Here is a 25,950-nt window from a genome sequence, read left to right as displayed (position 1 = left end):
TCCTGCGTGCGGCGGAGCGCCGGGAGGCGCCACGGGCGGGGCCCGATGCGGGTCACGCTAGGCCGGTCCACGGGATGCCGCCGCGGGGGTTGCCGCGCCGCGTGCCAGCGCCGACGGGCGGACGCGTCGGCCGGCGGCGATCCCGAGGCCGCCCGCCCTGGTCGCGCGACGACCCCCGCCGGCAGGCCGATGCATGGCCTCCTGCATCCCCGCACCCCGCGACCCCGCCGCGCCCCTCTACCTCGACGTCGTCGACGGGTGGTGGCGCGCCGCCAACTACCTCTCCGTCGGCCAGAGCTGACCCTGCTCGACGACCCGCTGCTGGAGCGTCCGCTGACGCGCGACGACATCAAGCCGCGCCTCCTCGGGCACTGGGGCACCACCCCGCTGCTGAACTTCGTCTACGCGCACCTCAACCGCGTGATCGTCTTGAGCGGGATCTCGACATGATCGGCATCGCCGGCCCCGGCCACGGCGGCCCCGGCATGGTCGCGAACGCCTACCTCGACGGCACCTACTCGGAGCTCTTCTCCGCCGCGACGCCCGACCGCGCGGGGCTGCGCCACCTGTTCCGCCAGTTCTCGTTCCCCGGCGGCGTCCCGTCGCACGCGGCGCCCGAGACGCCCGGGTCCATCAACGAGGGCGGCGAGCTCGGGTACTCGCTGGTGCACGCGTACGGGGCCGCGCTCGACAACCCCGACCTCATCGTGTCGTGCGTCATCGGCGACGGCGAGGCCGAGACGGCGACCCTCGCCGCCAGCTGGCACCTGAACAAGTTCCTCGACCCGGAGTCGGACGGCGCCGTGCTGCCGATCCTCAACCTCAACGGCTGGAAGATCGCGAACCCCACGGCGCTCGCGCGCATCCCCGAGGAGGAGCTGCTCGCCCTGTTCACGGGGTACGGCTACGCGCCGCGCATCGTCTCGGGCGGCTTCGACGACGAGGACCACCGCGCCGTCCACGAGCGGTTCGCGATCGCGCTCGGCGAGGTGCTCGACGACATCACGCGCATCCAGCTGGCGGCCCGCACGGGCGGCAGCGAGGAGCGCCCGGCGTGGCCGATGCTGATCCTCCGCACGCCCAAGGGCTGGACGGGTCCGAAGGAGGTCGACGGCAAGCAGGTGGAGGGCACGTGGCGCGCGCACCAGGTGCCGCTCTCCGGGGTCCGCGACGACGAGGACCACCTGCGGCAGCTCCAGGAGTGGCTCGAGAGCTACCGGCCGCACGAGCTCTTCGACCGCGACGGGCGCCTGACGCCCGCGCTGCAGCCGAACCGCCCCGACGGCGACCGGCGCATGAGCGCCAACTCGCACGCGAACGGCGGGCTCCTCCGCCGCGACCTCAGCCTGCCGCCGCTGGAGGTCAACGCGATCGACCTCAGCGACGGCCGCGGCGTCATCGCGGAGCCGACCCGCGTGCTCGGCGGCTGGCTGCGCGACGTGATCGCGCGCAACCCGCTCGACTTCCGGATCTTCGGCCCCGACGAGACCGCCAGCAACCGGCTCGACGACGTGTACGAGGTCACCGCGAAGGCGTGGCAGGGCGAGGTCCTGCCGGTGGACGAGCACCTGGCGCATCAGGGCCGCGTCATCGAGATCCTCGACGAGAACATCACGCAGGGGCTCCTCGAGGCGTACCTGCTCTACGGGTCGGCACGGGCTCGTCACCTCGTACGAGGCGTTCATCCACGTGGTCGACTCCATGTTCAACCAGTACGCGAAGTGGCTCGAGTCGAGCTCGCGGGTGGAGTGGCGGCGTCCGGTCGCGTCGTTCACCTACCTCCTGTCGTCGCACGTGTGGCGGCAGGACCACAACGGCTTCTCGCACCAGGACCCCGGGTTCCTCGACCACGTCGTCAACAAGCGGGCCGAGATCGTGCGGGTGTACCTGCCGTTCGACGCGAACTCGCTGCTCGTCACCATGGACCACCGCCTGCGCGGCACCGACCTCATCAACGTGGTCGTCGCCGGCAAGCAGCCGACCGCGAGCCTGCTCGGGCTCGAGGAGGCGCGGGCGCACGGGGCGCGCGGCGTGGGCGTCTGGGAGTGGGCGGGCACCGAGGTGCCCGGGCTCGAGCCCGACGTGGTCGTCGCGTGCGCGGGCGACATCCCGACCGTGGAGGCGATGGCGGCGGTGCAGATCCTCAAGCGGGAGATCCCGCAGCTGCGCGTGCGCTTCATCAACGTCGTCGACCTGATGCGGTTGCAGGACGCGACGCAGCACCCGCACGGCCTCGACGACGGCTCCTTCGACGCGCTGTTCACGCGCGACAAGCCGGTGGTGTTCGCGTTCCACGGCTACCCGTCGCTCATCCACCGCCTCACGTACAAGCGCCACAACCACGAGAACATGCACGTGCGCGGCTTCGTGGAGCAGGGCGGCACCACCACCCCGTTCGACATGCTGATGCTCAACGACCTCGACCGGTTCCGGCTGGTGATGGACGTGATCCGCCGCGTGCCGCACCTCGAGACCACCTACGCCGCGCTGTCGCAGCGCATGGACGACGAGCGCATCGCCCACCGCGTCTACACGCGCCAGCACGGCGACGACATGCCCGACGTCTCCGGCGCCGAGGGGCTGCCGTTCGCGGACCCGTCGCGGCAGACCGCGATCGACACGGGGGACGACAACGCGTAGCGGGCCGCGGCGGCGAGGCGTGCGGTCGGGCGCGACTAGCCGGTCGTCGTCTCGGCGGGGGCGTCGGCGGCACCCGCGGGCCCGTGGTCGAACAGCCCGATCGCGTTGCCCTCGCTGTCGCGCACGTACGCCCAGCGGTCGGTCTCGTTGAGCATCTGGATGCCGCCCATCGCGGATCCGCCGTGCGCCTCGACCTGCGCCACCGTCTCCTCGATCGAGTCGACCGTGATCACGATGGTCGGGTGCGGCACGTCGGCGCGCTGATGCAGGTCGCCGTTGATCCCGTCGTCGGATCCGGTGATGATCATGCCCGCGTCCTCCCCCCACGCCTCGTAGCGGAAGCCGAAGACGGCGGTGTAGAACGCGCTCGCGCGTGCCATGTCGTCGGCGGGGATCTCGAAGTGCTCCACAGCAGCCATGCGCCATGTTCCAGCGGGCGGGGAATCGACGTCAAGGGGCGACCACGGTGGCGGTGGCGGAGGCCGGGCCTCCGGCGCACGCGATGGACTCGGATCCTCGGCCTCGACGCCGGCATCGTCGCGTTCCCGCAGGTGGTGTCGTGTACCCAGTTCGGGCCTGACCCCGGCAATGCGCCTCCGACCGGCCGTTCGGGGGCGGCACTTAATTCCTCAGTGGGGTAAAAAGGGCATCGCCGCCGTACCCGACGCGGCCGTCCCGAGGAGTGCTCGTGCTCGATCCCGCCCCCCGCCCCGCCGCGAACCGGCACCGCTCACGGCTGCTGCGCGTCGGACGCGCGCTCGCCGCGGCCCTCGTCCTGTCCGCCGTCGCGCTGCCCGCCGACGCGGCCGGCGCCGCCGTCGGCGCGTCGGCCGCATCCGTCGCCCCCGCCGTCCGGCCGGCCGCGGCCAAGTCCGCGGCCAAGCCCGCGGTGCCCTTCACCGCCGCCCCGACGCCGACCATCACCGGCACGCCCGTGGTCGGCCGGGTGCTCACCGCCCTCCCCGGCGCCTGGAAGCCCGTCGGCGCGGTCTTCTCGTACCAGTGGTCCGCAGGCGACGTCGCGATCCCCGGCGCGACCCGCAAGACGTACACGGTCGCCGCGAAGGACGTGGGCCGCGCGCTCAGCGTCCGCGTGGTCGCCACCCGGACGGGCAGCATCACCGCCGAGCGCCGCAGCGCATCCACCGCTCCCGTCGCGCTCCCGGCGTTCACCACCGCCCCGGTGCCGACGATCGCCGGATCGGCCGTCGTCGGATCCGTCCTCACGGTCCGTCCCGGCGGGTGGAGCCCGTCGCCGACTCTGTCCTACGGGTGGACCCGCGACGGCGTCGCCATCGCCGGCGCGCAGGCCGCCACCTACCGGCTGACCGCGGCGGACGCGGGCGCGCGGATCGTCGCCTCGGTGACGGCCACGAGGCCGGGCGTGCAGACCCGCATGCGGGACAGCCTCCCCACGAAGGCCGTGGCCCCTGCGCCTGCGCCCAAGCCGACCCCTGGCGCCCAAGCCGACCCCGGCGCCGACCGTGAGGCCGACGGTCGCGCCCACGCCCGTCCCGACCGTGAAGCCGACCGTCGCACCGACCCCGGTGCCCACCGTGGCGCCCACGCCCACGCCCACGCCCACGCCGGCGCCCACCCCCACCCCGACCCCGGAGCCCACCACGCCGCCCGTCCCTGCGCCTCCGGTCGCCCCCACGACCACCGCGCCCGTCGTCGTCGGCCAGCTGACCGTCGGCAGCGCGGTGCGCGCGCTGCCCGGCACCTGGACGCCCACGTCCTCGCCGCTGCGCTACCGCTGGTACCTCGACGGCGTGACCCAGGTCGGCGAGACCGGCCCCACCCTGCGGCTCGGCCCGGCGGCGCTCGGCGCGCGCATCACCGTCACCGTCTCGGGCAGCTGGGCCGGGATCGCCGACGTCCACCGGTCCACGACGAGGGCGACCGCCCCCGTCACGGCCGTTCCCGGTGCTGCGGACGGCCTGGGCCACGACGTGGTCGCGATCCTCGGGCAGTCGAACGCGCAGGGTGGCGGATTCGGCTACGACCCCGCAGTCGACGTGCCCCGGGAGGGCGTCGACCAGCTGGTCGGCGACTGGCAGGACGCGGACTGGGGACGGGTCGTCCCCGCCGACGACAGCCTCAAGCACGTCACCACCTGGAAGATGACGGACCGGCCGAAGCTCGTCGGCCCGGGCATGACCTTCGGGCGGGCGCTCCTCGCGGACTCCCAGCCCGGTCGCCGGGTCCTGCTCGTCCCCGCGGCGCAGGGCAGCACCGCCCTCACCCGGGTCGACGCGGTGCAGCGGTTCACGTGGGATCCGACCCCCGAGCCCGGCTCGGTCGAGGCGGGCCTCACGAACCTCTACGCGAACGCGACGACGCAGATCGACAACGCCCTGGCGCTGGATCCGGACAACCGGCTCGTCGCGATCATCTGGGCGCAGGGCGAGTCGGACGCCAACGCGATCGCCACCGCCCCCACCGCCGAGGGTCGCGTGGCGGCGAAGGCGAAGTACGCCGACCGGCTCCTCGAGCTCGAGACCGGTCTCATCACCCGGTACGGGGCCGTGCCGTTCCTCGTCGGCGGGATGGTCCCCGAGCGGATCGGCTCGAACGGGCCGCGGCGGGACATCGATGCGGTGCACCGGGACCTGGAGCGGCTGCGGCCGGAGGTCGCGTACGTGCCGGGGGTGTCCGGGCACGCGAACGAGGGCGAGGACTTCATCCACTACGACGCGGTCGGCGCGCGGATGATGGGAACCGGCTTCTACGCCGCGTACCTCCGGCAGACCGCGCGCTGACCCGAGCCCGGCGCGGCCGCGTCGCCGCCCGCCCGCGCGCGTACGGTCGAGGGGAGCCGCCACCCGGGCGGCGGGAACGCGAGGTCACCATGCTCGGAGAGCACCCCGTCGGCGTCGTCCTGCTCACGCAGGACATGGCCGCTTCACGCCGCTTCTACGCCGAGGCCCTCGGGCTCGAGGTCGCCCAGGAGTCGGAGTCGGCGATCACCTACCGCTCCGGCGGCACCGACCTCACGGTCACGTCCAGCACCGTCGGATCGCAGGACGAGCAGACGAAGGCGTCGTGGAAGGTGCGGACCTCCGCGCCGAGCTCGACCAGCTCGCCGAGCGCGGCGTGCACCCCGAGGAGTACGACTCGGAGGAGCTGAAGACCGTCGACGGCATCGCGGACCACGCGGGCGTGTGGTCCGCGTGGATCACCGACCCCGACGGCAACTCGCTCGGCATCGAGCAGCCCAAGTAGCGCGCGGCGCTCGGCGGGCAGCGCGGGCGGGCGGCGCGCGCGGGCAGCGCGCGCGGGCGGAGGGCGAGGGGCGGGCGACCGGCACCCGCGGGGGTCTCCCGTACGGTGGGACGACCGTCCGCCCGACGGGATCCGACACCCCTCCGGAGGACCGCATGGCCGCATCCACCCGCCTCCTGCCGCCGCGCATCAGCGACCCGCGGCTCGAGGGCCTCGCCGACGGCGACCCGTCCGACCTCGACGCGCATGCGTCCTTCGAGCGGCTCCGCTTCGCCGACGCCGACCTCACGGACGCCGACCTCGTCGACGTCGGCTTCGAGGAGTGCGTGCTGGAGCGACTCCGCCTGCACGAGGCCGACCTCACGGCCGCGAGCCTCGTGGACGTGCTCGCCTCGCGCCTCGACGCGCCCGTGCTGAAGGCCCCGCGCATGCGCATGCGCGACGTGCGCCTGGAGGGCTCGCGGGTCGGATCCGCCGAGCTCTACGACTCCACGCTCTCGTCGGTGCACATCGCCGACTGCCGCCTCGGCTTCGTGAACCTGCGCGGGTCGAAGATCACCGACCTGCTCATCACCGACTGCGCCATCGAGGAGCTCGACCTCCGCGGCACCGCCGGCATGCGCGTCGCGTTCGCCCGCACCACCATCGGCACGCTCGACCTCGGCGACTCGAACCTCACCCACCTCGACCTCCGCGGCGCCGAGATCCTCGACCTCGACACACCGGACGGCCTCCGCGGCGCGGTCCTCGACTCGAACCAGCTGATGGCGCTCGGCCCGGTCTTCGCGCGGCACTTCCGGGTGCGCGTCGAGGACTGACCGCGACGCCGCGACCTCGCGGACCTTCCGGCACTCCCGAGACGGCCGCGGCGCGCGATGGCCCGCTAGTGCGCGGACGCCCGCGCGACGTGCGCGAGCAGTCGGTCGACGAGCATCCGGCGCAGCTCGAGGGACGACCAGCCGTGGTCCGCGCCCTCGACGGCCGTGAAGACGGCGCCGGGCATGATCCGGCCGTACCGCTCGCCGTGCTCGAGGGGCACGACGTCGTCGGCCGTGCCGTGCAGCACGTCCACCGGGCCCGGGTACGCGGCGGCCGGGCCGTACACATCGACCCCGGCGAGCACCTCGTCCGCGAAGCCCAGGCCGAGGCCCATGCCGTCGATGTCGACGATGCCCCGGTCGCGTGCCGCGGGAGCGGCTTCCCGAGGACCCGGTCGTGCACGGTGATGTCGTCGACGACGGCGCCCGCGGGCGACCACAGCGTGAGGCTCGCGACGAGCTCGGGGGCGCGGGCGGCGGCCAAGGCCGCCTCGACCCCGCCGAGGCTGTGGCCCACGACGTGCACGGGCCCGCCGGCGTCCCGGGCCAGCGCGCGGATCATCGCGGACACCTGGTCGACCTCGTCGAGCAGCCGCACGTCGGCGAAGTCGCCGTCGCTCACCCCGTGGCCGAGCCGGTCGTAGGAGCGCACCGCGATGCCCGCGGCGACGAGCGCGCGGGCCGTCGGCACCCAGAGGCCGTGCCCGCCGGACCCGGTGTCGCTGAACCCGTGCACCAGGAGCGCGGCGGGGGAGCCGGGCCGCACGGTGCCGTGCTCCCAGCCGCGGAGGATCCGCCCGCCGTGGTCGAGCTGGAGTGGGGCGACGCGGGTGCTGATGGCGCTCATGGGTCGATCGTGCCACCCGCCGGGCCATCGCCCGCGCGGCGCGCACCCTCGATGCCGTGCACGCGGCGCGCTGCGGGAAGACGCGACATCGAACCGCCGCGCATCAGCGCCCGTGGACCTGTGGATGCGGCCGGATCGTCGGTCCGCAGGGGGGGCACTGCGAGTCATCCGATCACTCGAGGCTGGCCATGGCCGCCCTCGGAGATCGAGAAACGCCGACGCTGCGTGCAGGAGAGAGGCCCTGGAGGCGCTCGCGAAGGTCTAGGGGATGAGCGCCACGGGGGTGCGGGCCACCGCTTCCCCGCCCGCGTTGAGCCGAGCGAGGTAACCGGCGAACGCGTCGAGGTCCGCGCGGCTCCACTCGCCGAGGCCGCGGATGAGGCGGCTGCCACCCTGCGCGTCGTCGGCCTCGACGCCCGTGCGGCCCGCGTCCGTGAGCGCGAGCACGCGCACGCGGCCGTCCTGCGCGTCGGCACCCACCTGCACGAGCCCCAGGTCCTGGAGCTGGCGGAGCTGGCGGCTGACGACGCTGCGGTCGACGCCGAGCTGGTCGGCCACGGCGCTCGCGTGGGCCGCGCCGCAGCGGCGGATCACCCGGAGCATCTTGTAGCCGATGGGCGGGAGGTCCGGGTGGATCGCCGCGGCGGCCTCCCGGGTCGTCGCCCGGATCCGCGCGGCGAGGGCGGTCATCTGCGCTCGACCTCCGCGATGCCGGCGGCGATCCCGGGGGCGACACCCGGGTCGACGCCGGGGGTGTCCCCCGCGGCGTCGCCCCCGGCGGAGCGGTCGACGTCGGTCATCGGCGGAGTCGACCCCGGCGTCCTCGGACTCGGGGAGGCGGATCGACCCGGTGGGGTTGGCCTCGCCGGCGGGCGTGAGCGCGACGGCTCCGGCGGAGGCGCCGATGAGCGCGTCCTCGGCGTCCTCGCGGTGCACGTCCCGGCCGTCGGTCGCGGGGGTCCCGGCGCTCTTCAGCTGCACGGCGTTCTTGCTGCCGAGCTGGGCGTTGGGCAGGAAGATCACCGCGAGGAGCGAGACGACCGCGAGCGGCACGCTGTAGAGGAACACGTCGCCGATGCCGACGCCGTACGCGCTCTCGACCACCACGCGGACCGCGGGGCTCAGCTGCGAGACCTGGGGGATGACGCCGGACCCGAGCGCCTGCGCGGCCGCGGCCTGGTCCGCAGGAGCGAGCCGGGTGATGCCCGCGGTGATCTCGGACGCGATGATGGTGCCGAGGATCGAGCCGAGCACCGAGACGCCCACGGTGCCGCCGAGGCTGCGGAAGAACGTGACCGCGCTGGTGGCGACGCCGAGGTTCTTGACCTCGATGGCGTTCTGCACGACGAGGACGAGGTTCTGCATCAGCATGCCGAGGCCCGCGCCGAGCACGAACATGTAGATGCCGACGAGCACGAAGTCGGTGTCGTAGCGGAGCGTGGAGAGCAGGCCCGTGCCGGCGACGATGAGGACGGCGCCCGTGATCATGATCGCCTTCCACTTGCCCCGGCGGCTGATCAGGTTGCCGAACACGGTGGAGGAGATGAGCAGGCCCGCCATGAGCGGGATGGTCAGCAGGCCCGACTGGGTGGGCGTGGCGCCGCGGGACAGCTGCATGTACTGCGCGAGGAACACCGAGGTGCCGAAGAGGGAGATGCCGACCGCGAGGCTCGCGAGCACCGAGAGGGTGAAGGTGCGGTTGCGGAACATGGTGAGCGGGATGATCGGCTCGGCGACCTTGAGCTCGGTGACCACCGCGGCGATCAGGAGCACGACGGCGCCGGCGGCCATGAGGTACGAGGTGCCCGAGGCCCACTCGAACTGCTTGCCGGCCTGCGAGACCCAGATGAGCAGCAGCGAGACGCCGCTCGCGATGAAGACCGCGCCGAGGTAGTCGACGTGCACCTTGCGCTTCGGGTGCGCGGGCAGGTGGAGGGTGACCTGCAGCAGGATGATCGCGATGATCGCGATGGGCAGCGCGATGAAGAAGTTCCAGCGCCAGCCGAACGCATCCGTCACGACGCCGCCGAGGAGCGGGCCGCCGACGGTGCCGACGGCCATGACGGCGCCGAAGAGTCCGGCGTAGCGGCCGCGGTCACGCGGGCTGATGATGTCGGCCATGATGATCTGGCTGAGCGCCGCGAGGCCGCCGGCGCCGAGGCCCTGGAGCACGCGGAAGACGATGAGCGTCTCCGTGTTCTGCGAGAAGCCGGCGAGGGCCGAGCCGAGCACGAAGGTCGCGAGCGCGAGCTGGATGAGCAGCTTGCGGTTGAAGAGGTCGGCGAACTTGCCCCAGAGCGGCGTGCTCACGGTGGTGGCGAGCAGCGTGGCGGTGACGACCCACGTGTACCCGGACTGGTCGCCCTTCAGGTCGCTGATGATGATGGGCAGCGAGGTCGAGACGACGGTGCCGGCGAGGATCGAGACGAACATGCCGAGGAGCAGGCCCGAGAGGAACTCGAGGACCTGGCGCTTCGACATGGATCCGTCGGCCGAGACGGTGCGGCGAGGGGCCTTCGCGGGTGAGGCGGCGGCCGGGTGGTGCTGGGACATGTTCCTCCGGGTAGTTGACTACCAGCAACCATATGCCGGTGGTGGACAGGTGTCAACTATCTCCCGCCCGCGGATCCGCTCCGCGCCCGTGGAGCGCGATCGCGGCCGGAGTAGACCGGAGGGGAGCGCCGGTCGGTCGACCGGCCTCGAGACGAGGAGGGATCCCATGGTCGATTCGGTGGCGACGGTCTGGCTGCCCGTGCAGGACATGACGCGCGCGGTCGCGTTCTACCGCGACACGCTCGGGCTCACGGTCACGAGCGAGGACGCGGACTGGAGCGAGATCGACGCGGGCGGGCTCACGATCGGGCTCAACGCGCGCGAGGAGGCGGGCGGCTCGAAGGGCGGCGGAGCGGTCGTCTCGTTCACGCCCGAGGGGTCCATCGAGGACGAGCTGGAGCGGATCCGCGGCCGAGGCGCCGAGATCACGGGCGAGGTGAGCGAGCACGCGTGGGGCCGCATCCTCCCCTTCCAGGACAGCGAGGGCAACGACCTGCAGCTGTACTCGCCGCCCGTCGCGGGCTAGGCGCTCAGCCGAGCGGCTCGAGGTGGACGTGCACGGGCGCGCCGACCTCGAGCCCTTGGGCTTCGCGGACGGCGCGCTTGACCGGCAGCATCCACGTGCCGTCGCCCTTCGGGAAGACGGAGGTGCGCCAGGTCGTCAGCCCCACCCGGACGCGCACCGGCACCGACCCGAACCCGCGGCGTCCCGCCTCGCCCAGCTCCTGCAGCATCCCGCCGAGCTCGACGGGCACGGTCACGCTGGTCATGAACTCGCGCCGCGCCTCCCACACCTCGAGCGGGGCCGTGAAGTCGAGGGGGAGGTCGTCGTCCATCCCTCGACCCTAGGGCGCGCTCACCAGCCGGCGCGCTCGGCGACGAGCCCGGCGACGGCGGCGGGGTCCCGATGCGTCGTGTCGACCGAGAGGCCTCCGAGGCCCGCCGCGGCGATGATCGCTGCCAGCTCGGGGGCGCGGGCGCGGTGCCAGGCGAGGGCGTCCGCGTCGTCGAGGTGGCGGGCGCCGAGGCGGGCCTGCACGGCGTCGGCGTCGACCGTGAGCCGGACGAGCAGCGGATCGCGCGCGCCGAGGGCCTCCGCGTAGGCCGGGAGGTCGTCGGCGCGCTCGATCACCGCGGCGACGACCACGACCCGGGCGCCCGCGGCGCGGTAGTTCCGGGCGAGGTCGTGCAGGTTGAGGAGCTCGACGCGCTGCTGGAACGGATCGTCGGCCGGGGCCGGTCGGAGCAGGCGCACGGCGTCGGAGTCGATCAGGGCGTGCGGCACGCCGCGCTCGGAGAGGAGATCGCCGAGCGCGTGCATCGTCGTGGTCTTGCCCGCGCCGACGGTGCCGGTGAGGACGACCGCGTCGGTCACGGCCGGCCCGGGAGGTGCGTGTCGTCGTCGACCACGTCGGTGTCGCGCGCCAGCGGGTCGAAGGCCGCGGCGTCGTCCCCGCGGCGACGGCGCGCCCGCAGCTTCCGCAGGTTCGCGACGGCCAGGTGCTCGAAGTACAGGCCGCCGACCAGCAGCACGGCCGCCTGGATCCACGGCGGCACCCAGTCGTAGCGGCCGGATCCGTCGCCCTGGGAGAGATCCGGGTCGTCACGAGGATCGCGATGCCGACGGCGAGGAAGACCGCGCCCAGCACGGCCGCGGCGACGACCCTCGCCATGGTCGGCACCTGCGGCTCGCGGTCCGCCTTGGCTCGGCGGGCGCGGCGGCGCACGAGGGTCCGGGCGACGGTGAGCGCCACGACGACGAGGACGACCAGGATGACGAGGCGCGCTTCCATGCGCACCACGCTACGGACGTGCGCTCCGCCTGATGCCGAGCGCCGCGCCCCCCGTCCGAGCCGGGCGCGCTCGGCCGCCGCCGGCGAGCAGGTCGCGCTCGATGTCGCTCCCGGTGGCCGCGACGACCTCGAACGAGGCCGCACCGGCACGGATGGTGACTGGCTTGACATGCCGGCCCAGCGCGGGTGCGGCTCGACCGCGGTCGAGGTGATGGCGTGGCGGAGGATCCGCAGGCGGTCCAGCGACAGCGTCGCGGTGCGCCGGCGCAGCACGGGCTCGCGGCGGGTGAGGACCAGCAGCTCGCGCGGGGTGGACGCGACCACGGCGCCGGCGGCGCTCATGGGGCGGAGGCGCTGCAGGATGCCGCGGAGCCCGGTCGCCCGGGGGACCAGCGGCGTGCGCGGGCGCGACGACAGGCAGTCCAGCTCGGGATCCCGGGCCGCCAGGTCCCCGTACGCCGACGCGGCGCACCCGCCGGCCTCGTCCGGTCCCACGTCCATCCGCGGCGTCGCCCGCGGCGCCGGGGCCGGGGTGGTCGCGACGACGCCGGCGGCCTCGCCGGTGAGCGCCACCAGCAGCTCCGTGAACCGAGGACGACGTCGACGGACGCGCCGTCGAACGGGATCCGCAGCGCGTCGCCGTCGGCCGCGTGCACCGCGAGCAGGCCGTCGAGCAGGTCGACGCGGTCGCGGACGGCGACCAGCTCGGCGTACGGGGTGTGGCGCGCATGGGCGTACCCGGACCCGTCGCGAGTCAGCACCTCCAGCGCCTCGTCCCCGACGACGAGCAGGTGCTCGTACAGGTCCATGGAGGGGTCGGTGTCGCGCCGCGGGATGTCGCGCGGGACCTTCAGCACGAGGTCCGCGGCCGGGACGGTCTACCGTGCGGGTGGAGCAGGCGGGGGATCCCCTCGGTCCGCGTGCGGACCGTGTCGATCCACGGGCCGAAGGCGTCGTGCTCGGCTGTCCTGGTGTGCGGGGTCACCTCGCGACCGTATACCGCGCGCCACGCGCATCCCCGGGTGCGCCCTGTCCTCGGGGCCACGCGTCATGCGCCGCCGAGGTGACGCCGCGCCTCCGGGTCAGGACTCGATGAGCTCCCGCTCGGGCGGCACGGCGGTCCAGAGCGCCGCGACCCGGCGGGCCAGCGCCTGCTCGAGGCCGCCGAGCGCCTTCACCACGAAGATCGTGGTGCGGGCGGGGGATCCGGCCTTCGAGAAGCCGCGGTCCACCGCCCGCACCCACGTTCCCGCGGCGATCTTCGCCGTCGAGTAGTTGGCGCCGCCCGGATAGGGGCGCTGCACCGCGGTGGAGGACACGATGGCGAGGTGGCCCGCGCCCAACGCCTGCAAGGTCGGCGTCGAACGCGCGCGTGGTGTTGCGCAGCGTGGTGACGAGCCGCTCGTGCAGGAAGTCCCAGTCGTCGTCGGTCTGCCCCTCGAGGCCGTTGCCGCCGCGTCAGCCGCCGACCAGGTGGATCAGCCCGTCGACGCCGCCGAGCTCGTCGCGGATCCGGCCGGCCAGCTCCACGACGGCCGAGTGGTCGGCGAGGTCGCACACCTCACGGCGGGCCGCGTCGACGCCCTGGAGGCGTCCCTGCGTCCGTACCCACCGCGACGACGCGGCCCCGGCCGCCGTCAGGGCGGCGGAGACCGCGCGACCGGCGGCGCTCGACGCGCCCGCCACCACGACCACGCGGCCGTCGACGCTCATGCCGCTGGCCCGGTGATCCCCGCGGTGGATCCGATGACGTCGCGCATCTTCCTCTCCAGCGCCTCGAAGAACATGCTGAGCGGGAACTCGTCGTCGAGCACGAGATCGGTGAGCCCCTTCGGCGGGCCGTCGAGCGGCAGGGCGTCGGGGCCCTTCGCCCAGACCGACGCCGGGTGCGGCGTGACCGTCTCGGTGACCATCGCGTAGGCGGCCAGCCAGTGCGCGGTCTTCGGCCGGTCGATGGAGCGCCAGTACAGGTCGTTGACCCGGTCGGCGAGCGCGACGACCACGTCGGCGACCTCGTCCCAGTCGATCGTGAAGGCGGTGTCGGTCCAGCGCAGCACGTGGTGCTGGTGCAGCCAGGCGAACAGGAGCTGGCCGCCGAGGCCGTCGTAGTTGCGCACGCGCGACCCGGTGATGGCGAAGCGGAAGATCCGGTCGAAGATGACCGCGTGCTGCACCATGCCGGCGCGCTCCAGGAGGGCGTCGTCGGCGGCGGTCTGCTCGGCGGGTTCATCCGCGGCGAGCCGGCGCTGGATGGCGACGGCCTCTCGGAACGCGGTGAGGTCGCAGCGCAGCTCCTCGATCGAGTAGAGGAAGAACGGAACTGCTGCTTGATCATGAACGGGTCGAACGGCAGGTTGCTGCGCATGTGCGTGCGGTCGTGGATGAGGTTCCGCATCACGAAGGTCTCCTCCTCGCCAGGCGCTGGTCCTCCAGCAGGCGGCGCGCGTCCTCCGGCAGCTCGAGCTTCGTGACCTCGGCGGCGTGGCGCATGACGCGGCGGTAGTGGTGGCCTCGCGGTTGGCGAAGATCGCGCCCCAGGGTGAACTCGCTGGGGATCTCGCGCATGGCGACGGTCTCGGTAATAGTACGCTGAGTTCGTGTCGTAGCCGGCGTGAAGTTGAGGAACCGGATGGGGACGAACAGCGCGTTGCCGGAGTCGCCGACCTTGAAGCCCTCGCCTGACCAACTCCGGCCAGACGACCTCGATCAGCACGGCCTCGACGAGGCGGCTCGCGCTGCCGTTCTGCGTGATCGGGAAGACGACGAGGTGGCGGATGCCGTCGACGCGGTCGCGCTGCGGCTGGAAGGCGGTGAGCGAGTCGAGGAAGTCGGGGACGCCGAGACCGGCGTCGACGCCAGAGCGCGCGAAGTCGACGCCGAGGGCGTCGAGGTAGGCGGCGTCGTGCGGGAACAGCGGGGCGAGCGCGCTGACGGCCTCGCGGATGCGTCCGATGAGGCGGGCGGCCTCCGCGCGGGCGCCCGGCGTCCGGGACGGAGCCGTCCTTCGCCCGCAGCGGCTGGAGGGCGACGGCCGCGGCCTTGAGGTCGAGCCAGGCGGGGAGGAGGAGGCGACCGCGGCCACGTCCTCGACGACCTCGGGCTCGCCGATGACGGCTGCGGCGGCGGGAGCGGCGTGGGACATGGTTCGACCTCCGATCGTGCGGGTGGCGTGCGGTGACTCCACCGTAACGGCGGGTTCGGCGCCAGATCGTGTCTCCCGAGCCGGATCCGCGCGTGGTTCCGCGCGGCCGCGCAGCATCCGTGCGAATGAGCGGGGTGCGGCTACGCCTCGTCGTCCCGACGGCACCGGGGTCGCGGTGCCCGTCCTCGTGGTCGCTGGCGGATGACGCCGTAGGCCACCGAGGCCCGGGCGTGCCGCCTCCCGCGACGGGCCAGCCGTCGCGGTAGTGCGCCTCCTTCACGAAGCCGGCGCGCACGAGCACGCGGCGCATCGCCCGGTTGTCGTCACGCGTCTGCGCCTCGAACCGGACCACGTGCGGGTATGCCCAGGAACACGTGGTCGGTGAGCACGCGCACGACGGGCTCCCCGAGCCCGCGGCCGCGCCATCGCTCGGCGAGGCGCAGGTCGAGCATGACGCCGGGGTCCTCCAGGTCGTCGAGCACGGCGAGAAGCCCAGCCCGTCCCGACCCCGCTGACCTCCACCCAGAGCGCCTCGTGCTCCGGGGCACGGACAACGCGCCCTCGGCGAGGCGCCGGTCGACGTCCTCGGCGCTCGGCCGGGGCGTCATGTGGAACGGGAACGCGTTCGAGGTGAGGAACGCCCGGATCGCGTCCGCCTCCACGTCCGCGTCCACCGGGATGAGCGCGATCCGCGGCGCGGCCGTCACCACGGCGGCCCGCACAGGTCGAGGTCGCCGTCCGCGGGCGAGGGGAGGCGGCCCGGGCGGATCATGGTGCGCTCGTGCGTTCGAGGACCACGCGCTCGCCGTCCTGCTCCATCCAGGTGGTGCCGGCGAACGGCACGAAGCCGACGCTCGCGTAGAACAGGCACGCGCGCCGGGTCGCAGATGAGCATGGTGAGGTCGGGGTCGTGCGCGTCGATCGCGGCGAGGGCCCGCTCGAGGGCCGCACGGGCGTAGCCGCGGCGGCGGAGGGCCGGCCAGGTCGCGACGCCGCCGATCCCGGCGAGGCGGACGGGCGTCCCGTCCAGGAGGCCGTCGCGGTGCACGACCACGACCATCGCGGCGACGCCGCCGTCGGGATCCCGGGCGATGGCCGTCTCGTCGGGGTCGGCCCAGCGCATGAGGCTCGCCGGATCGTCCGGCGGCAGGGTGAACGCCGCGTCGGTGAGGGCGCCGGTCGCGGCGCGGTCCTCGGGGCTCAGGTCGGCGGAGGGGTGCAGCTCGGTGATCACGTCGCTCCTCGGGTCGTGCGGGCCTCGTCGCCCGCCGTCCCATCATCCCGGGAGGGGGTGGACCACGCGTGGCTAATAGTGCTAGCTTTTGGCTAACGCGGTAAGCCATCGCGTGGATCCCATCTGGAGGCGGGCATGACCGAGCACCTGACCATCGACGGCGGCACGCTCGCCTACGAGTTGAGCGGCAGCACCGGCCCGCTCCTCGTGCTCGCCCACGGCATGGGCGACAGCCGGGAGGCGTATCCGCTTCCTCGCGCCCCTCCTGGTCGAGGCCGGCTACCGGGTCGCCGCGGTGGACCTGCGCGGCCACAGGGGAGTCGAGCGTCGGATGGGCCGGGCACTCCCGCACCGACATCGCCGGCGACCTCATCCGGCTCGTCGAGCGCCTGGGCGGCCCCGCGGTCCTCGTCGGCCACTCCATCTCCGGCGGTGCCGTCACCATCGCCGCGGCGACGGCCCCGCACCTCGTCACCGCCGTGGTCGAGCTGGCGCCGTTCACCCGGTAGTCGCTTTCCTCCGACTTCCGGGTTCGCCTTCCGCCGGGGGCATGCGCCACCTCCTGGGCACGACCCTGCTGCGCAGCTCGCGGGAGTGGCTGCGGTACCTCGATGTCGCGTACCCCGGCATCCGGCCCGCCGACCACGCCGCCCGCCTGGAGCGGATCCGCGCGATGCTCGCCGAGCCCGGCCGGATGCAGGCGCTCCGGGCCATGGGCTCCGGCACCCCGGTGGACGCCGGCGCGCAGCTCGGGAACGTGCGATGCCCGGTCCTCGTGGTGCAGGCGGGGCCGATGGCGATGGGCCGACCCCCGGGCCGAGGGCGAGGCGATCGTCGCCGCCCTGCCCGCGGGCCTCGGCCGCCTCGTCGTGATCGACGGCGCCGGGCATGACCCGCACGCGCAGCACCCCGCCGAGGTGGCGACCGCGATGACGGCCTTCCTGGCGAGCGCGCATGGCTGCATGCCGGCCTCGACACCGCTGCGGTCGTCGCCGCCGGCGCCGACCTCGCCGACGAGATCGGCTTCGCCGAGCTGACCATGGGCCGGCTGGCGGAACGCGTCGGAGTGCGCACGCCCTCGCTCTACAAGCACGTCGCCGGCCAGGACGACCTGACCTGCCGCATCGCCGCGCGCGCCCTCGACGAGGCGGCGGACGCGATCGGCGCCGCCATCCAGGGGCGCGCGGGACATGACGCCCTGCGGGCCGCCGCCCACGCGCTCCGCGGGTTCATCCTCACCCCGGCCTGTACGCCGCCACCGTCGGCGTCGAGGTCACGGGCCCGGACGATCCCTATCGCCGTCGCGTCGGCGCGCGTGCTCGAGCCCTTCGTCGCGGTGCTCCGCGGGTACGACCTCCCGGAGGCCCAGGCCGCCCATGCGCTCCGCGCGCTCCGCAGCGTCTTCCACGGCTTCGCCACCATCGAGGCCGACGGCGGATTCCAGCGGGGATGGCGACGGACGCGAGCTTCGACTGGCTCATCGACCTGGTCGACCTCGGCCTGCGCGCGAAGCCGGGAGTAGCGCCGCTTCCGATCGTGCGCTCGCTTGCACTCACAGCCGTGAAGTGCAAACATGCACTCCATGACAGATGGTGCAACCGGGCTCCGCGAGCGACGGCGGGTGGAGACCTCGGCGCGCCTGACGACCCTCACGCGTCGCTCACCGCGGAGCACGGCCTCGCCGGCTTCACGGTCGAGGAGGTCTGCGACCGGGCGGGCGTCTCGCGCCGCACCTTCTTCAACTACTTCGCCTCCAAGGAGGACGCCCTCTTCGGGCGCTCCACCCGCCTCGACACCGCCGACCTCGAGGAGGCGTTCGATGCGGTGATCCCCGGGATCCGGAGCTGTCGCCGACGCTCCTCGACGACCTCGCCGACCTGTGCCTCGCCCGCTGGTCGCGGCTCGACACCGACGGCACGACCCTGCAGGACATGCACGCCGCCATGCGCCGCGAGCCCGGGCTCCTCATCCGCGCGATCGAGGCGTCCGTGGAGGACGAGGACAGCGACACGCTCCTCGTCGAGCGCCGCGAGGGCCTCGAACGCGGCGACCTGCGCGCGGCCGTCGTGGTGCAGATCGTCACGTCCCTCGGCCGCGCGAGCGGACGCGAGTACCTCGCGCCCGGCAACGCCGACCCCATCGACCTGATCCTCCGCCGGCGCGTCGCCGCCGCGCGGGAGGTCGTCCACCCCGCATCCACCCGCCAGCCCGAACGGACCCCATGACCGCCACCGCCCACGCGCCCCTGCTGCTCACGCAGCGGCGCATCTGGATCATCTTCTCGGCGCTCATCGCCGGCATGCTCCTGTCGAGCCTCGACCAGACCATCGTCAGCACCGCGATGCCGACCATCGTCGGCGAGCTCGGCGGCGTCGACCACCAGGTCTGGATCACCACGGCCTACCTGCTCGCCACGACCATCGTCATGCCGATCTACGGCAAGTTCGGCGACGTGCTCGGGCGGCGGAACCTGTTCCTCGCGGCCATCGCGATCTTCACGCTCGCCTCGGTCGGCTGCGCGTTCGCGGGCGACTTCTGGTCGTTCGTCGTCTTCCGCGCGGCCCAGGGCCTCGGCGGCGGCGGGCTCATGATCCTGTCGCAGTCGATCATCGCCGACATCGTGCCGGCCAACCAGCGCGGCAAGTACCTCGGCCCGCTCGGCGGCATCTTCGGCCTCTCCGCGGTCGGCGGCCCGCTCGGCGGCTTCGTTGACCACCTCACCTGGCAGTGGGCGTCGACATCAACATCCCCATCGGGATCGCGGCGTTCATCGTCGCCTTCATCACGCTCACGCTGCCGAGCAAGAGGGCCACGAAGCGGATCGACGTGGCCGGGGTGCTGCTGTTCGCCATCGCCACGACGTGCCTCATCTTCTTCACCGACTTCGGCGGCGCAGGGCGAACGGCCGGCATCCTCGTCGCGTGGGCGTTCGGGCTCGGCCTCGTGGTCGCGGCGTCGCTGTTCGTGTTCACCGAGTCGCGTGCCGAGGACCCGATCATCCCGCTGAGCCTCTTCCGGAACCCCGTCTTCGTGAACGCCACGGCCATCGGACTCGCGCTCGGCATCGGCATGTTCGCCGCGATCGGCTTCGTGCCCACGTTCCTGCAGATGTCCACCGGCACCTCGGCGGCGGTCTCCGGGCTCCTGCTCCTGCCCATGATGGTGGGGCTCATCGGGATGTCGATCCTCTCGGGCATCCTCATCACCCGCACCGGGCGCTACCGGATCTTCCCCATCGTCGGCACGCTCCTCACCATGCTGGCGCTCGTGCTGATGACCTCGCTCACGGCCCAGACGCCCGTGTGGCTCATCTGCGTGTTCCTGTTCGTCTTCGGCCTGGGCCTCGGCCTCATCATGCAGGTGGTGGTGCTGGTGGTGCAGAACGCCGTGCCCGCCGCGCAGATCGGCACCGCGACCAGCACGAACAACTACTTCCGCGAGGTGGGCGCCGCGCTCGGCACCGCCGTGTTCGGCACGCTGTTCACCACGCGCCTCACCGAGAACCTCACGAGCGTGTTCGCCGGCGCGGGCGCGGCCCCGGGGATGCCGCGGCGGCCTCGGCCAGCAGCATCGACCCCCAGACGCTGAGCACCCTGCCGGGCCCGGTGCGCGACGGCATCGTCGACGCCTACGCCGACGCGCTGGCGCCCGTGTTCTGGTACCTCGTGCCGTTCATCGCGATCGCGTTCGTGCTCTCGCTGCTGCTGAAGCAGATCCCGCTGTCGGACGTCGCCGGGCTCGTCGCCCGCGGCGAGGCGGTGGGCGGCGAGGAGGCCGAGCGGCTGGAGGCGGAGCAGCGCGCGGCCGCGCGCAGCGGCGGGTCGGGTGGGCGATCGGCGGCGACCGGCCCCGACGCGGCCGACGACGCGTCGCGCATCGCCGTCCCGTCGAGCGAGACGCGCGACGGGACGGACGGGCGCTGAGCGCTCCTCGGGCGCGTTCCCGTTGACACGGCCGTCCGCGGCTGGTCGACTCGCGGCAGGGCCGCCGCCTCCTCGGGGGCGGCGGCCCTCCTCGTGCCGGCGTCCGGCCCGGGGCCCGTCCGTCCCGCAGCCTCGGAGGTCGCCGTGAGCGAGCCCATCGTCATCACCCGCACGTTCGCCGCCCCGCGGGAGCGCGTCTACGATGCGTGGACCACCCCGGCCGACTTCGGCCTGGTTCGGCGGCGCCGACATCGAGGTCCCGCACGACAGCCTGCGGATGGACGTGCGCGAGGGCGGCGCCTGGACGGCCGTGATGCGCCTCCCCGACGGGAACGCGATCGACTGGGCCGGCGGGTACGTCGAGCTCGACCGCCCGACGCGCCTCCGCATGACGATGACCGACCGGCCGGCCGAGCCCGCGGGCGAGCCGCTGCGGGTCGAGCTCGAGGAGGTCGCGGGCGGGGCCACGCGCATGACGTTCACGCAGGTCGCGGGCGACTTCACGCCCAGCAGCGCGCCATGACGATCCAGGGCTGGAGCTCGTTCTTCGACGTGATGGAGGGGCTGGTCGCGCCGGGCGCCTAGGCCCGCCGACATCCCGCGTCCGGGCCCTTGCGCTCGGCGGCATGGGGGGGCGTACCGTCATCTGAACCGGTTCAGGTCGCGCACCCACGGGGCCCGCCGGCACTCGACGAGGAGGGGCCATGGCCGGAGGTGCACCCACGATCCTCGACGTCGCCCAGCGCGCCGGCGTCAGCAAGGCGCTCGTCTCCGCGGCCTCTAACGACCGGCCGGGCGTCAGCTCGGACTCCCGCAGCCGGATCCTGCGCGCGGCCGACGACCTCGGCTGGCGCCCCAGCCTCCCGGCCCTGCTCGCTGTCCACGCGCACCTCGTATGCCGTCGGCCTCGTCATCGCCCGCGACCCGAAGGTCATCGGCGTCGACCGTTCTTCCCCGGCCTGATCGCCGGCGTCTATAGTGTCCGCCTCCGCCGCGCGCTCGTGCTGAGCGTCGTCGAGGGGAGGACGCGGAGCTCGACGCCTACCGCTCCTTCGCCCGGGACCGGCGCGTCGACGGCGTGCTGCTCACCGACCTGCGGCACGACGACGCGCGGATCGCCCTCGTGGCGTCGCTCGGGCTGCCCGCCGTGACCCTGGGGCGCCCCGCGTGCCCCAGCGACCTGCCCGCGGTCGTGCTCGACGACTCCGGCCGGCGCGCGTGACTGTCGCCCACCTGGCCAACCTCGGGCACCGGCGCATCGCGCACGTGGCCGGCCCGTCGGGGATGCTGCACGGCAGCCGGCGCCGGACGCCTTCCTCGCGGCGGCGACGGAGCTCGGGATGTCGGACGCGCCCGTGGTCGAGACGGACTTCTCCGCCTCCGCCACGGTGCGCGCGCGACCCGCGCGCTCCTCGACCGGCCCGACCGGCCGACCGCGATCGTCTACGCGAACGACCCCATGGCCATCGCCGGGCTCGGCGTCGCGCAGGAGTCCGGCCTCCGTGTCCCCGACGACCTCTCGATCACCGGGTTCGACGGCACGGACATCGCCCAGTACGTCTACCCGCCGCTCACCACCGTGGCGAGCGATCCCTTCGCGTGGGGGGCCGCCGCGGCCCGGACGCTCCTCGCCCGCGTCGACGCGGAGTCCGTCCCGAGCGTCGAGCTCGACCCCGCGCGCCTCGTGGTGCGCGGATCCACCGGCCCGGCACCCGCCGACGACCGCGCCCCCGCCCGCCCCTGACCCGCCGCGACGGCACCGCGCCGCCGCAGCAGAGCACCGCTCGACCCGCAGTACCGCAGTACCGCAGCACCGCAGCACCGCACGATCCGCAGCACCGCACCCGGCGATGGAGCCGGGAGAGACAGGAGACACCGATGTCCCGCACGCCGTCACGATCCCGCCGCCGCCTCGCGGTGGCCGCATCCTCCGCGATCGCCCTCGCGGCCCTCACCGCCTGCAGCTCGGCAGGCGGGGGTGATGCGTCCGCCAAGCTCGAGGCCACCGGCGACATCACCATCTGGTACTCGAACAACGAGCAGGAGGTGGCCTGGGGCAAGCAGATGGTCGAGGCCTGGAACGCCGACCACCCCGACGAGCAGATCACCGGGCAGGAGATCCCCGCGGGCAAGAGCAGCGAGGAGGTCATCGGCGCCGCCATCACCGGCCACGGCAACGCCCCGTGCCTCATCTTCAACACCGCTCCGAGCGCCGTCGGCCAGTTCCAGAAGCAGGGCGGCCTCGTCGACCTGGCGTCGTTTCCCGGACGGCGCCTCCTACATCGAGGAGCGCAGCGGCGACTCCGCGGAGCAGTACCAGGGCGAGGACGGCGGCGACCACCAGATGCCGTGGAAGTCGAACCCCGTGATGATCTTCTACAACAAGGACCTGTTCCGGCAGGCCGGGCTCGACCCCGAGGCCCCGGCGCTGTCCACCTACGACGACTTCCTCGCGACGTCGAAGGCCCTCGTGGACGCCGGGGTCGCCCCCAACGCGATCCTCCCGGCGCCGACGAGCGAGTTCTTCCAGACCCAGTTCGACTTCTACCCGCTCTACGCGGCGCAGTCCGACGGCGCGCAGCTCGTCGAGGACGGCAAGGCGACCTTCGCGGACGAGGCCGGCGACGCGGCCGCCGACTTCTGGGCGAGCCTCTACTCCGAGGGCCTCGCCGGCCAGGAGGCCTACACGGGCGAACTCGTTCGCCGACGGCCAGGCCGCCATGTCCATCGTCGGCCCGTCCGGGGCCGTCTCCGTGTACCAGGACAAGGTCGACTGGGGATCCGTCCCCGTCCCCACCGCTGACGGCAAGCCCGCGGACGAGGTGTACACGTTCAGCGACGCGAAGAACGTCGGCCTGTACTCGGCCTGCGAGAACCAGGCGACCGCCTGGGCAGGTCCTCAAGTTCGCGACCAGCGAGGAGCAGGACGGCCAGCTCCTCGAGCTGACCGGCCAGATGCCGCTGCGCACCGACCTGCAGGGCACCTACGCCGACTACTTCACCGCCAACCCCGCCTACACGCAGTTCGGCGACCAGGCGGCGCGCACGGTCGAGGTGCCCGGCGGGCCCACCACGGTGGAGATGCTGCAGGCGTTCCGCGACGCGTGGTCGAAGGCCGTGATCTTCGGCGAGGGCGACGTGCACGACGCGCTCGACGAGGCCGCCGCGCAGATCGACGAGCTCGCCGCGCAGGGCTAGGCATCGCCGTGTCCGTCACCTCCGCGCCCCGGCGCGCCGGGCGCCCGCCCGGCGCCCCGCGGCCCGCGCCCTCCGCCGCCGAGCGCCGGGGGCCGCTGAACCGGATCCTCGGGCGCCACCCGCTGGGGGCTCCTGTTCAGCGCGCCGTGCCTGGTGTTCGTGCTCGCCGTGTTCGCGTATCCCCTGGGGGTTCGCCATCTACATGGCGTTCCACGACTACTTCGTCGCCGCCCCGGCGCGGTGGTCGACCGTCCCTTCGTGGGGCTCGACAACTTCCGCACCGTGCTCGGCGACCCCGCCGTGATCCGCTCGTTCGGCAACGTGGGCGTGTTCCTCCTCATCAACGTGCCGCTCACCGTGGTGCTCTCGCTCGTGCTGGCCACCGCCCTCGACAAGGTGGTGCGGTTCCGCACGTTCCTGCGGGTCGCCTACTACGTGCCCTACGTGACCGCGAGCGTCGCGGTCGTCGGGGTGTGGCTGTTCCTGTTCTCCGGCGACGGGCTCGTCAACTCCGTCCTCGGGCCGCTCGCGCCCACGCCCTCCTGGCTCATCAACTCGGCGTGGGCGATGCCGACCATCGCGCTGTTCGTGACGTGGAAGCAGCTCGGGTTCTACATCCTGCTGTACCTCGCGGCGCTGCAGAACGTGCCCCGCGAGCTGTACGAGTCGGCGGCCACGGACGGGGCCGGTCGCGTCCGGACCTTCTTCTCCGTGACGATCCCCGGGGTCCGCCCCGCGACGGTCCTCGTCCTGCTGCTCGCGACGGTGACCGGCGCGAACCTCTTCACCGAGCCGTACCTGCTCACCGGCGGCGGCGGGCCGAACGGCGCGTCGACCTCGCCGGTGCTGCTGATGTACCAGGAGGGGATCCAGCAGGGGAAGCCCGGGGTCGCCGCCGCCATCGGCGTGGTCCTCGTGGTGCTGGTGCTCGTCATCGCGCTCCTGCAGAACCGCTTCGCCGGGGAGACGGGAGCCGGTGAGCGACCGCATGACGCGGGGGCAGAAGGCCCTGCGCGCCGTGGTGCTCGCCCTCGGCGCGCTCGTGTTCCTGCTCCCCTTCGACCACATGGTCGTCGGCTCCCTCCAGGAGTCGCCCGACCCCGTCGCCGGCGGGCGCGTTCCCCTCCCTCGGCAACATCACCGGGCGAACTACACGGACATCGACGGACGCATCGACCTCGTGTCGGGGCTCGTCAACTCCGGCATCTTCACCGGAGGGGTGATCCTCTGCACGGTCGTGTTCGGGGTGCTCGTGGGATGACGCGCTCGCGCAGCTCGAGTGGCGGGGGCGCGGCATCACCTTCGCGCTGGCGCTGCTCGTCCAGGTGGTGCCGTTCCAGCTGCTGATGATCCCGCTGTACGTGCTCATCGCCCGGGACTACGGTCTCGCGGACTCGCACCTCGGCATGATCCTGCCGTTCGCCATCAACTCGACGGCGGTCATCATCTTCCGCCAGTACTTCCTGCAGGTGCCGCGCGAGCTGTTCGACGCGGCGCGCATCGACGGGGCGGGCGAGCTCGCCGTGCTCCGGCGGATCGCGCTGCCGCTCGTGCGACCGCGCGCTCGTGACCGTGATGCTCCTCACCTTCATCGGGCCCTGGAACGAGTTCCTGTGGCCGTTCCTCATCACCAAGGACGCGACGCTGCAGCCGCTGGCCGTCTCGCTCGCCAACTACATCAGCAACGTGGCGGCGACCGCGGCCAACCCGTTCGGCGCCGTCCTCGCGGGCGCGTGCGTGCTGGCCGCACCGGCCGTGCTGCTGTTCATCGTGTTCCAGCGGTACTTCATCTCCACCCACATCGGCTCCGGCGTGAAAGGCTGACCATGACCTCGACCACCTCCCCCGCGACCGCGTTCCCCTACGCGCTCACCCGCGTGGGCGTCGTGATGACGCCCGACCCGGACGACCCCTTCGAGGCCGAGGGGGGCGCCGAACCCGGCCAGCGGCCGCGGCCCCGACGGCGAGCTGTACCTCCTCCCGCGGCTCGTCGCCGCGGGCAACGTGAGCCGCATCGGCATCGCGCGCATCCTCGTCGAGGACGGCGTACCCGTCGGCGTGGAGCGGCAGGGCGTGGTGCTCGCACCCGACCGGCCCTTCGAGCGGGGGCTCGAGAACGCGGGGGTGGGAGGATCCGCGGATCACCTTCATCGACGCGCTCGGGCTCCACGTGATGACCTACGTCGCCTACGGGCCGGTGGGCCCCCGCAGCGCCATCGCCGTCTCCACCGACCTGCGCGAGTGGCGCCGGCTCGGGCCAGTGCACTTCGCCTACGACGACGACCTCGGCGTCGACCTGTCGCTGTTCCCGAACAAGGACACGCTGTTCTTCCCCGAGGCCGTCCCCGGCCCCGACGGGACGCCCTGCTACGCCGCCCTGCACCGGCCGACCTGGGAGCTCGGCATCGCCGAGGGCATCGAGGCGCAGCCCCGGCGCAGGTCACCGACCGACGCGCGGGCATCTGGATCAGCTACGTGCCCGTCGAGGAGGTGGAGCGCGACGTCGCGAACCTCGTGCGGTGGAGGTGGCACCGGCAGGTGGCCCTCAGCGAGCACGCCTTCGAGGAGCTGAAGATC

Annotated in this window: 27 protein-coding genes and 8 pseudogenes; 22 read left to right on the top strand and 13 right to left on the bottom strand. The window is 73.5% G+C overall.

Features of this window, described 5'->3' with window-relative positions; genetic code table 11:
• The first annotated feature begins 193 nt into the window (after window positions 1-193).
• Window positions 194-2,640, top strand: a pseudogene (locus tag ACZ411_RS06670) (phosphoketolase family protein).
• Between the two features lie 35 nt (window positions 2,641-2,675).
• On the opposite strand, the gene ACZ411_RS06665 reads toward ACZ411_RS06670, so the two are convergent.
• Window positions 2,676-3,059 carry a VOC family protein gene (locus ACZ411_RS06665; protein ID WP_464169416.1) on the bottom strand — a complete coding sequence of 128 codons (384 nt, stop codon included), beginning with the start codon at window positions 3,057-3,059 and terminating at the stop codon, window positions 2,676-2,678.
• Between the two features lie 1,101 nt (window positions 3,060-4,160).
• Between ACZ411_RS06665 and ACZ411_RS06660 the strand changes: the two genes are divergently transcribed.
• The 4 genes from ACZ411_RS06660 to ACZ411_RS06645 all read left to right on the top strand — a co-directional run bounded on the left by ACZ411_RS06660 (window position 4,161) and on the right by ACZ411_RS06645 (window position 6,683).
• Window positions 4,161-5,402, top strand: a complete 1,242-nt coding sequence (locus ACZ411_RS06660) for a sialate O-acetylesterase (RefSeq protein WP_464169414.1) — start codon at window positions 4,161-4,163, stop codon at window positions 5,400-5,402.
• An 89-nt stretch (window positions 5,403-5,491) separates the two neighbouring features.
• The gene (locus ACZ411_RS06655; RefSeq protein ID WP_464169412.1) at window positions 5,492-5,770 is read left to right on the top strand and encodes a VOC family protein; all 279 of its coding nucleotides are present in this window, start codon (window positions 5,492-5,494) and stop codon (window positions 5,768-5,770) included.
• On the top strand, window positions 5,737-5,865 hold the full coding sequence (locus ACZ411_RS06650) for a hypothetical protein (RefSeq protein WP_464169410.1): 129 nt from the start codon (window positions 5,737-5,739) through the stop codon (window positions 5,863-5,865). Before ACZ411_RS06655 ends, ACZ411_RS06650 begins: the two co-directional genes overlap by 34 nt.
• A 155-nt stretch (window positions 5,866-6,020) precedes the next feature.
• Window positions 6,021-6,683, top strand: a complete 663-nt coding sequence (locus ACZ411_RS06645; RefSeq protein ID WP_464169408.1) for a pentapeptide repeat-containing protein — start codon at window positions 6,021-6,023, stop codon at window positions 6,681-6,683.
• Between the two features lie 289 nt (window positions 6,684-6,972).
• Here ACZ411_RS06645 and ACZ411_RS06640 read toward each other — a convergent pair.
• From ACZ411_RS06640 to ACZ411_RS06630, 3 genes and pseudogenes are all read right to left on the bottom strand, one after another.
• Window positions 6,973-7,530 (bottom strand): annotated as a pseudogene (locus tag ACZ411_RS06640) (alpha/beta hydrolase); the annotation flags it as partial.
• Window positions 7,531-7,791: 261 nt separating this feature from the next.
• Window positions 7,792-8,133: a MarR family winged helix-turn-helix transcriptional regulator gene (locus ACZ411_RS06635; RefSeq protein ID WP_464169612.1), complete on the bottom strand. Its 342-nt coding sequence runs from the start codon at window positions 8,131-8,133 to the stop codon at window positions 7,792-7,794.
• Between the two features lie 201 nt (window positions 8,134-8,334).
• Window positions 8,335-10,011 (bottom strand): annotated as a pseudogene (locus ACZ411_RS06630) (MDR family MFS transporter); the annotation flags it as partial.
• Window positions 10,012-10,249: 238 nt separating this feature from the next.
• On the opposite strand from ACZ411_RS06630, the gene ACZ411_RS06625 reads away from it, so the two are divergent.
• A complete protein-coding gene (locus ACZ411_RS06625; RefSeq protein ID WP_464169406.1) occupies window positions 10,250-10,609 on the top strand; it encodes a VOC family protein in 360 nt (119 codons plus the stop codon).
• Window positions 10,610-10,613: 4 nt separating this feature from the next.
• Here the strand turns inward: ACZ411_RS06625 and ACZ411_RS06620 are convergent, their stop codons facing one another.
• The 9 genes and pseudogenes from ACZ411_RS06620 to ACZ411_RS06580 all read right to left on the bottom strand — a co-directional run bounded on the left by ACZ411_RS06620 (window position 10,614) and on the right by ACZ411_RS06580 (window position 16,252).
• On the bottom strand, window positions 10,614-10,919 hold the full coding sequence (locus ACZ411_RS06620) for a DUF1905 domain-containing protein (protein WP_104291390.1): 306 nt from the start codon (window positions 10,917-10,919) through the stop codon (window positions 10,614-10,616).
• A gap of 20 nt (window positions 10,920-10,939) precedes the next feature.
• Window positions 10,940-11,458, bottom strand: coding sequence for an AAA family ATPase (locus ACZ411_RS06615; RefSeq protein WP_464169403.1), 519 nt, complete (start codon window positions 11,456-11,458; stop codon window positions 10,940-10,942).
• Window positions 11,455-11,640 (bottom strand): hypothetical protein, encoded by a 186-nt coding sequence (locus ACZ411_RS06610; protein WP_464169401.1) that lies wholly within the window; start codon window positions 11,638-11,640, stop codon window positions 11,455-11,457. The genes ACZ411_RS06615 and ACZ411_RS06610 overlap by 4 nt, the downstream gene beginning before the upstream one ends.
• 574 nt (window positions 11,641-12,214) lie before the next feature.
• Window positions 12,215-12,733, bottom strand: a complete 519-nt coding sequence (locus ACZ411_RS06605; protein WP_464169399.1) for a hypothetical protein — start codon at window positions 12,731-12,733, stop codon at window positions 12,215-12,217.
• 225 nt (window positions 12,734-12,958) lie between these two features.
• Window positions 12,959-13,228 (bottom strand): hypothetical protein, encoded by a 270-nt coding sequence (locus tag ACZ411_RS06600; RefSeq protein ID WP_464169397.1) that lies wholly within the window; start codon window positions 13,226-13,228, stop codon window positions 12,959-12,961.
• Between the two features lie 106 nt (window positions 13,229-13,334).
• Window positions 13,335-13,589, bottom strand: coding sequence for a hypothetical protein (locus tag ACZ411_RS06595; RefSeq protein ID WP_464169395.1), 255 nt, complete (start codon window positions 13,587-13,589; stop codon window positions 13,335-13,337).
• Window positions 13,586-15,018, bottom strand: a pseudogene (locus tag ACZ411_RS06590) (DUF6421 family protein). The gene ACZ411_RS06595 and the pseudogene ACZ411_RS06590 overlap by 4 nt, the downstream one beginning before the upstream one ends.
• A 323-nt stretch (window positions 15,019-15,341) precedes the next feature.
• Entirely contained in the window at window positions 15,342-15,728 is a 387-nt protein-coding gene (locus ACZ411_RS06585) for a hypothetical protein (RefSeq protein ID WP_464169393.1), read from the bottom strand.
• Complete coding sequence (locus ACZ411_RS06580; RefSeq protein WP_464169391.1) at window positions 15,722-16,252, bottom strand: GNAT family N-acetyltransferase; 531 nt, start codon at window positions 16,250-16,252, stop codon at window positions 15,722-15,724. Before ACZ411_RS06580 ends, ACZ411_RS06585 begins: the two co-directional genes overlap by 7 nt.
• Window positions 16,253-16,802: 550 nt before the next feature.
• Here ACZ411_RS06580 and ACZ411_RS06575 point away from each other — a divergent pair.
• The 16 genes and pseudogenes from ACZ411_RS06575 (at window position 16,803) to ACZ411_RS06500 (ending at window position 25,945) form a co-directional block, all read left to right on the top strand.
• Complete coding sequence (locus ACZ411_RS06575) at window positions 16,803-17,144, top strand: hypothetical protein (protein WP_464169389.1); 342 nt, start codon at window positions 16,803-16,805, stop codon at window positions 17,142-17,144.
• Window positions 17,145-17,210: 66 nt separating this feature from the next.
• The gene (locus tag ACZ411_RS06570) at window positions 17,211-17,774 is read left to right on the top strand and encodes a TetR/AcrR family transcriptional regulator (protein ID WP_464169610.1); all 564 of its coding nucleotides are present in this window, start codon (window positions 17,211-17,213) and stop codon (window positions 17,772-17,774) included.
• Window positions 17,702-17,968, top strand: a pseudogene (locus ACZ411_RS06565) (hypothetical protein); the annotation flags it as partial. The gene ACZ411_RS06570 and the pseudogene ACZ411_RS06565, both read left to right, overlap by 73 nt.
• Window positions 17,969-18,183: 215 nt before the next feature.
• On the top strand, window positions 18,184-18,477 hold the full coding sequence (locus ACZ411_RS06560) for a hypothetical protein (RefSeq protein WP_464169635.1): 294 nt from the start codon (window positions 18,184-18,186) through the stop codon (window positions 18,475-18,477).
• Window positions 18,474-20,175 (top strand): annotated as a pseudogene (locus ACZ411_RS06555) (MDR family MFS transporter). Before ACZ411_RS06560 ends, ACZ411_RS06555 begins: the two are co-directional and overlap by 4 nt.
• Before the next feature lie 202 nt (window positions 20,176-20,377).
• Window positions 20,378-20,698: an SRPBCC family protein gene (locus tag ACZ411_RS06550; RefSeq protein WP_464169387.1), complete on the top strand. Its 321-nt coding sequence runs from the start codon at window positions 20,378-20,380 to the stop codon at window positions 20,696-20,698.
• 181 nt (window positions 20,699-20,879) lie between these two features.
• A pseudogene (locus tag ACZ411_RS06545) lies at window positions 20,880-20,975 on the top strand (hypothetical protein); the annotation flags it as partial.
• 278 nt (window positions 20,976-21,253) lie between these two features.
• A complete protein-coding gene (locus tag ACZ411_RS06540) occupies window positions 21,254-21,397 on the top strand; it encodes a hypothetical protein (protein WP_464169633.1) in 144 nt (47 codons plus the stop codon).
• Complete coding sequence (locus ACZ411_RS06535) at window positions 21,398-21,919, top strand: substrate-binding domain-containing protein (protein ID WP_464169608.1); 522 nt, start codon at window positions 21,398-21,400, stop codon at window positions 21,917-21,919. It begins immediately after the preceding gene.
• A 600-nt stretch (window positions 21,920-22,519) separates the two neighbouring features.
• Entirely contained in the window at window positions 22,520-22,978 is a 459-nt protein-coding gene (locus tag ACZ411_RS06530) for an extracellular solute-binding protein (RefSeq protein ID WP_464169385.1), read from the top strand.
• Between the two features lie 152 nt (window positions 22,979-23,130).
• On the top strand, window positions 23,131-23,373 hold the full coding sequence (locus tag ACZ411_RS06525) for a hypothetical protein (protein WP_464169383.1): 243 nt from the start codon (window positions 23,131-23,133) through the stop codon (window positions 23,371-23,373).
• 168 nt (window positions 23,374-23,541) lie between these two features.
• Entirely contained in the window at window positions 23,542-24,720 is a 1,179-nt protein-coding gene (locus tag ACZ411_RS06520) for a carbohydrate ABC transporter permease (protein ID WP_464169381.1), read from the top strand.
• A pseudogene (locus ACZ411_RS06515) lies at window positions 24,699-24,872 on the top strand (carbohydrate ABC transporter permease); the annotation flags it as partial. The gene ACZ411_RS06520 and the pseudogene ACZ411_RS06515, both read left to right, overlap by 22 nt.
• A 67-nt stretch (window positions 24,873-24,939) precedes the next feature.
• Window positions 24,940-25,197 (top strand): hypothetical protein, encoded by a 258-nt coding sequence (locus tag ACZ411_RS06510; protein ID WP_464169631.1) that lies wholly within the window; start codon window positions 24,940-24,942, stop codon window positions 25,195-25,197.
• Window positions 25,198-25,199: 2 nt separating this feature from the next.
• Window positions 25,200-25,547 (top strand): hypothetical protein, encoded by a 348-nt coding sequence (locus tag ACZ411_RS06505; RefSeq protein WP_464169629.1) that lies wholly within the window; start codon window positions 25,200-25,202, stop codon window positions 25,545-25,547.
• A complete protein-coding gene (locus ACZ411_RS06500; RefSeq protein ID WP_464169379.1) occupies window positions 25,544-25,945 on the top strand; it encodes a hypothetical protein in 402 nt (133 codons plus the stop codon). The genes ACZ411_RS06505 and ACZ411_RS06500 overlap by 4 nt, the downstream gene beginning before the upstream one ends.
• Window positions 25,946-25,950: the final 5 nt, after the last annotated feature.

Source organism: Clavibacter sp. AC415 (assembly GCF_979252985.1).
This window is presented reverse-complemented; position numbering and strand designations above follow the sequence as displayed.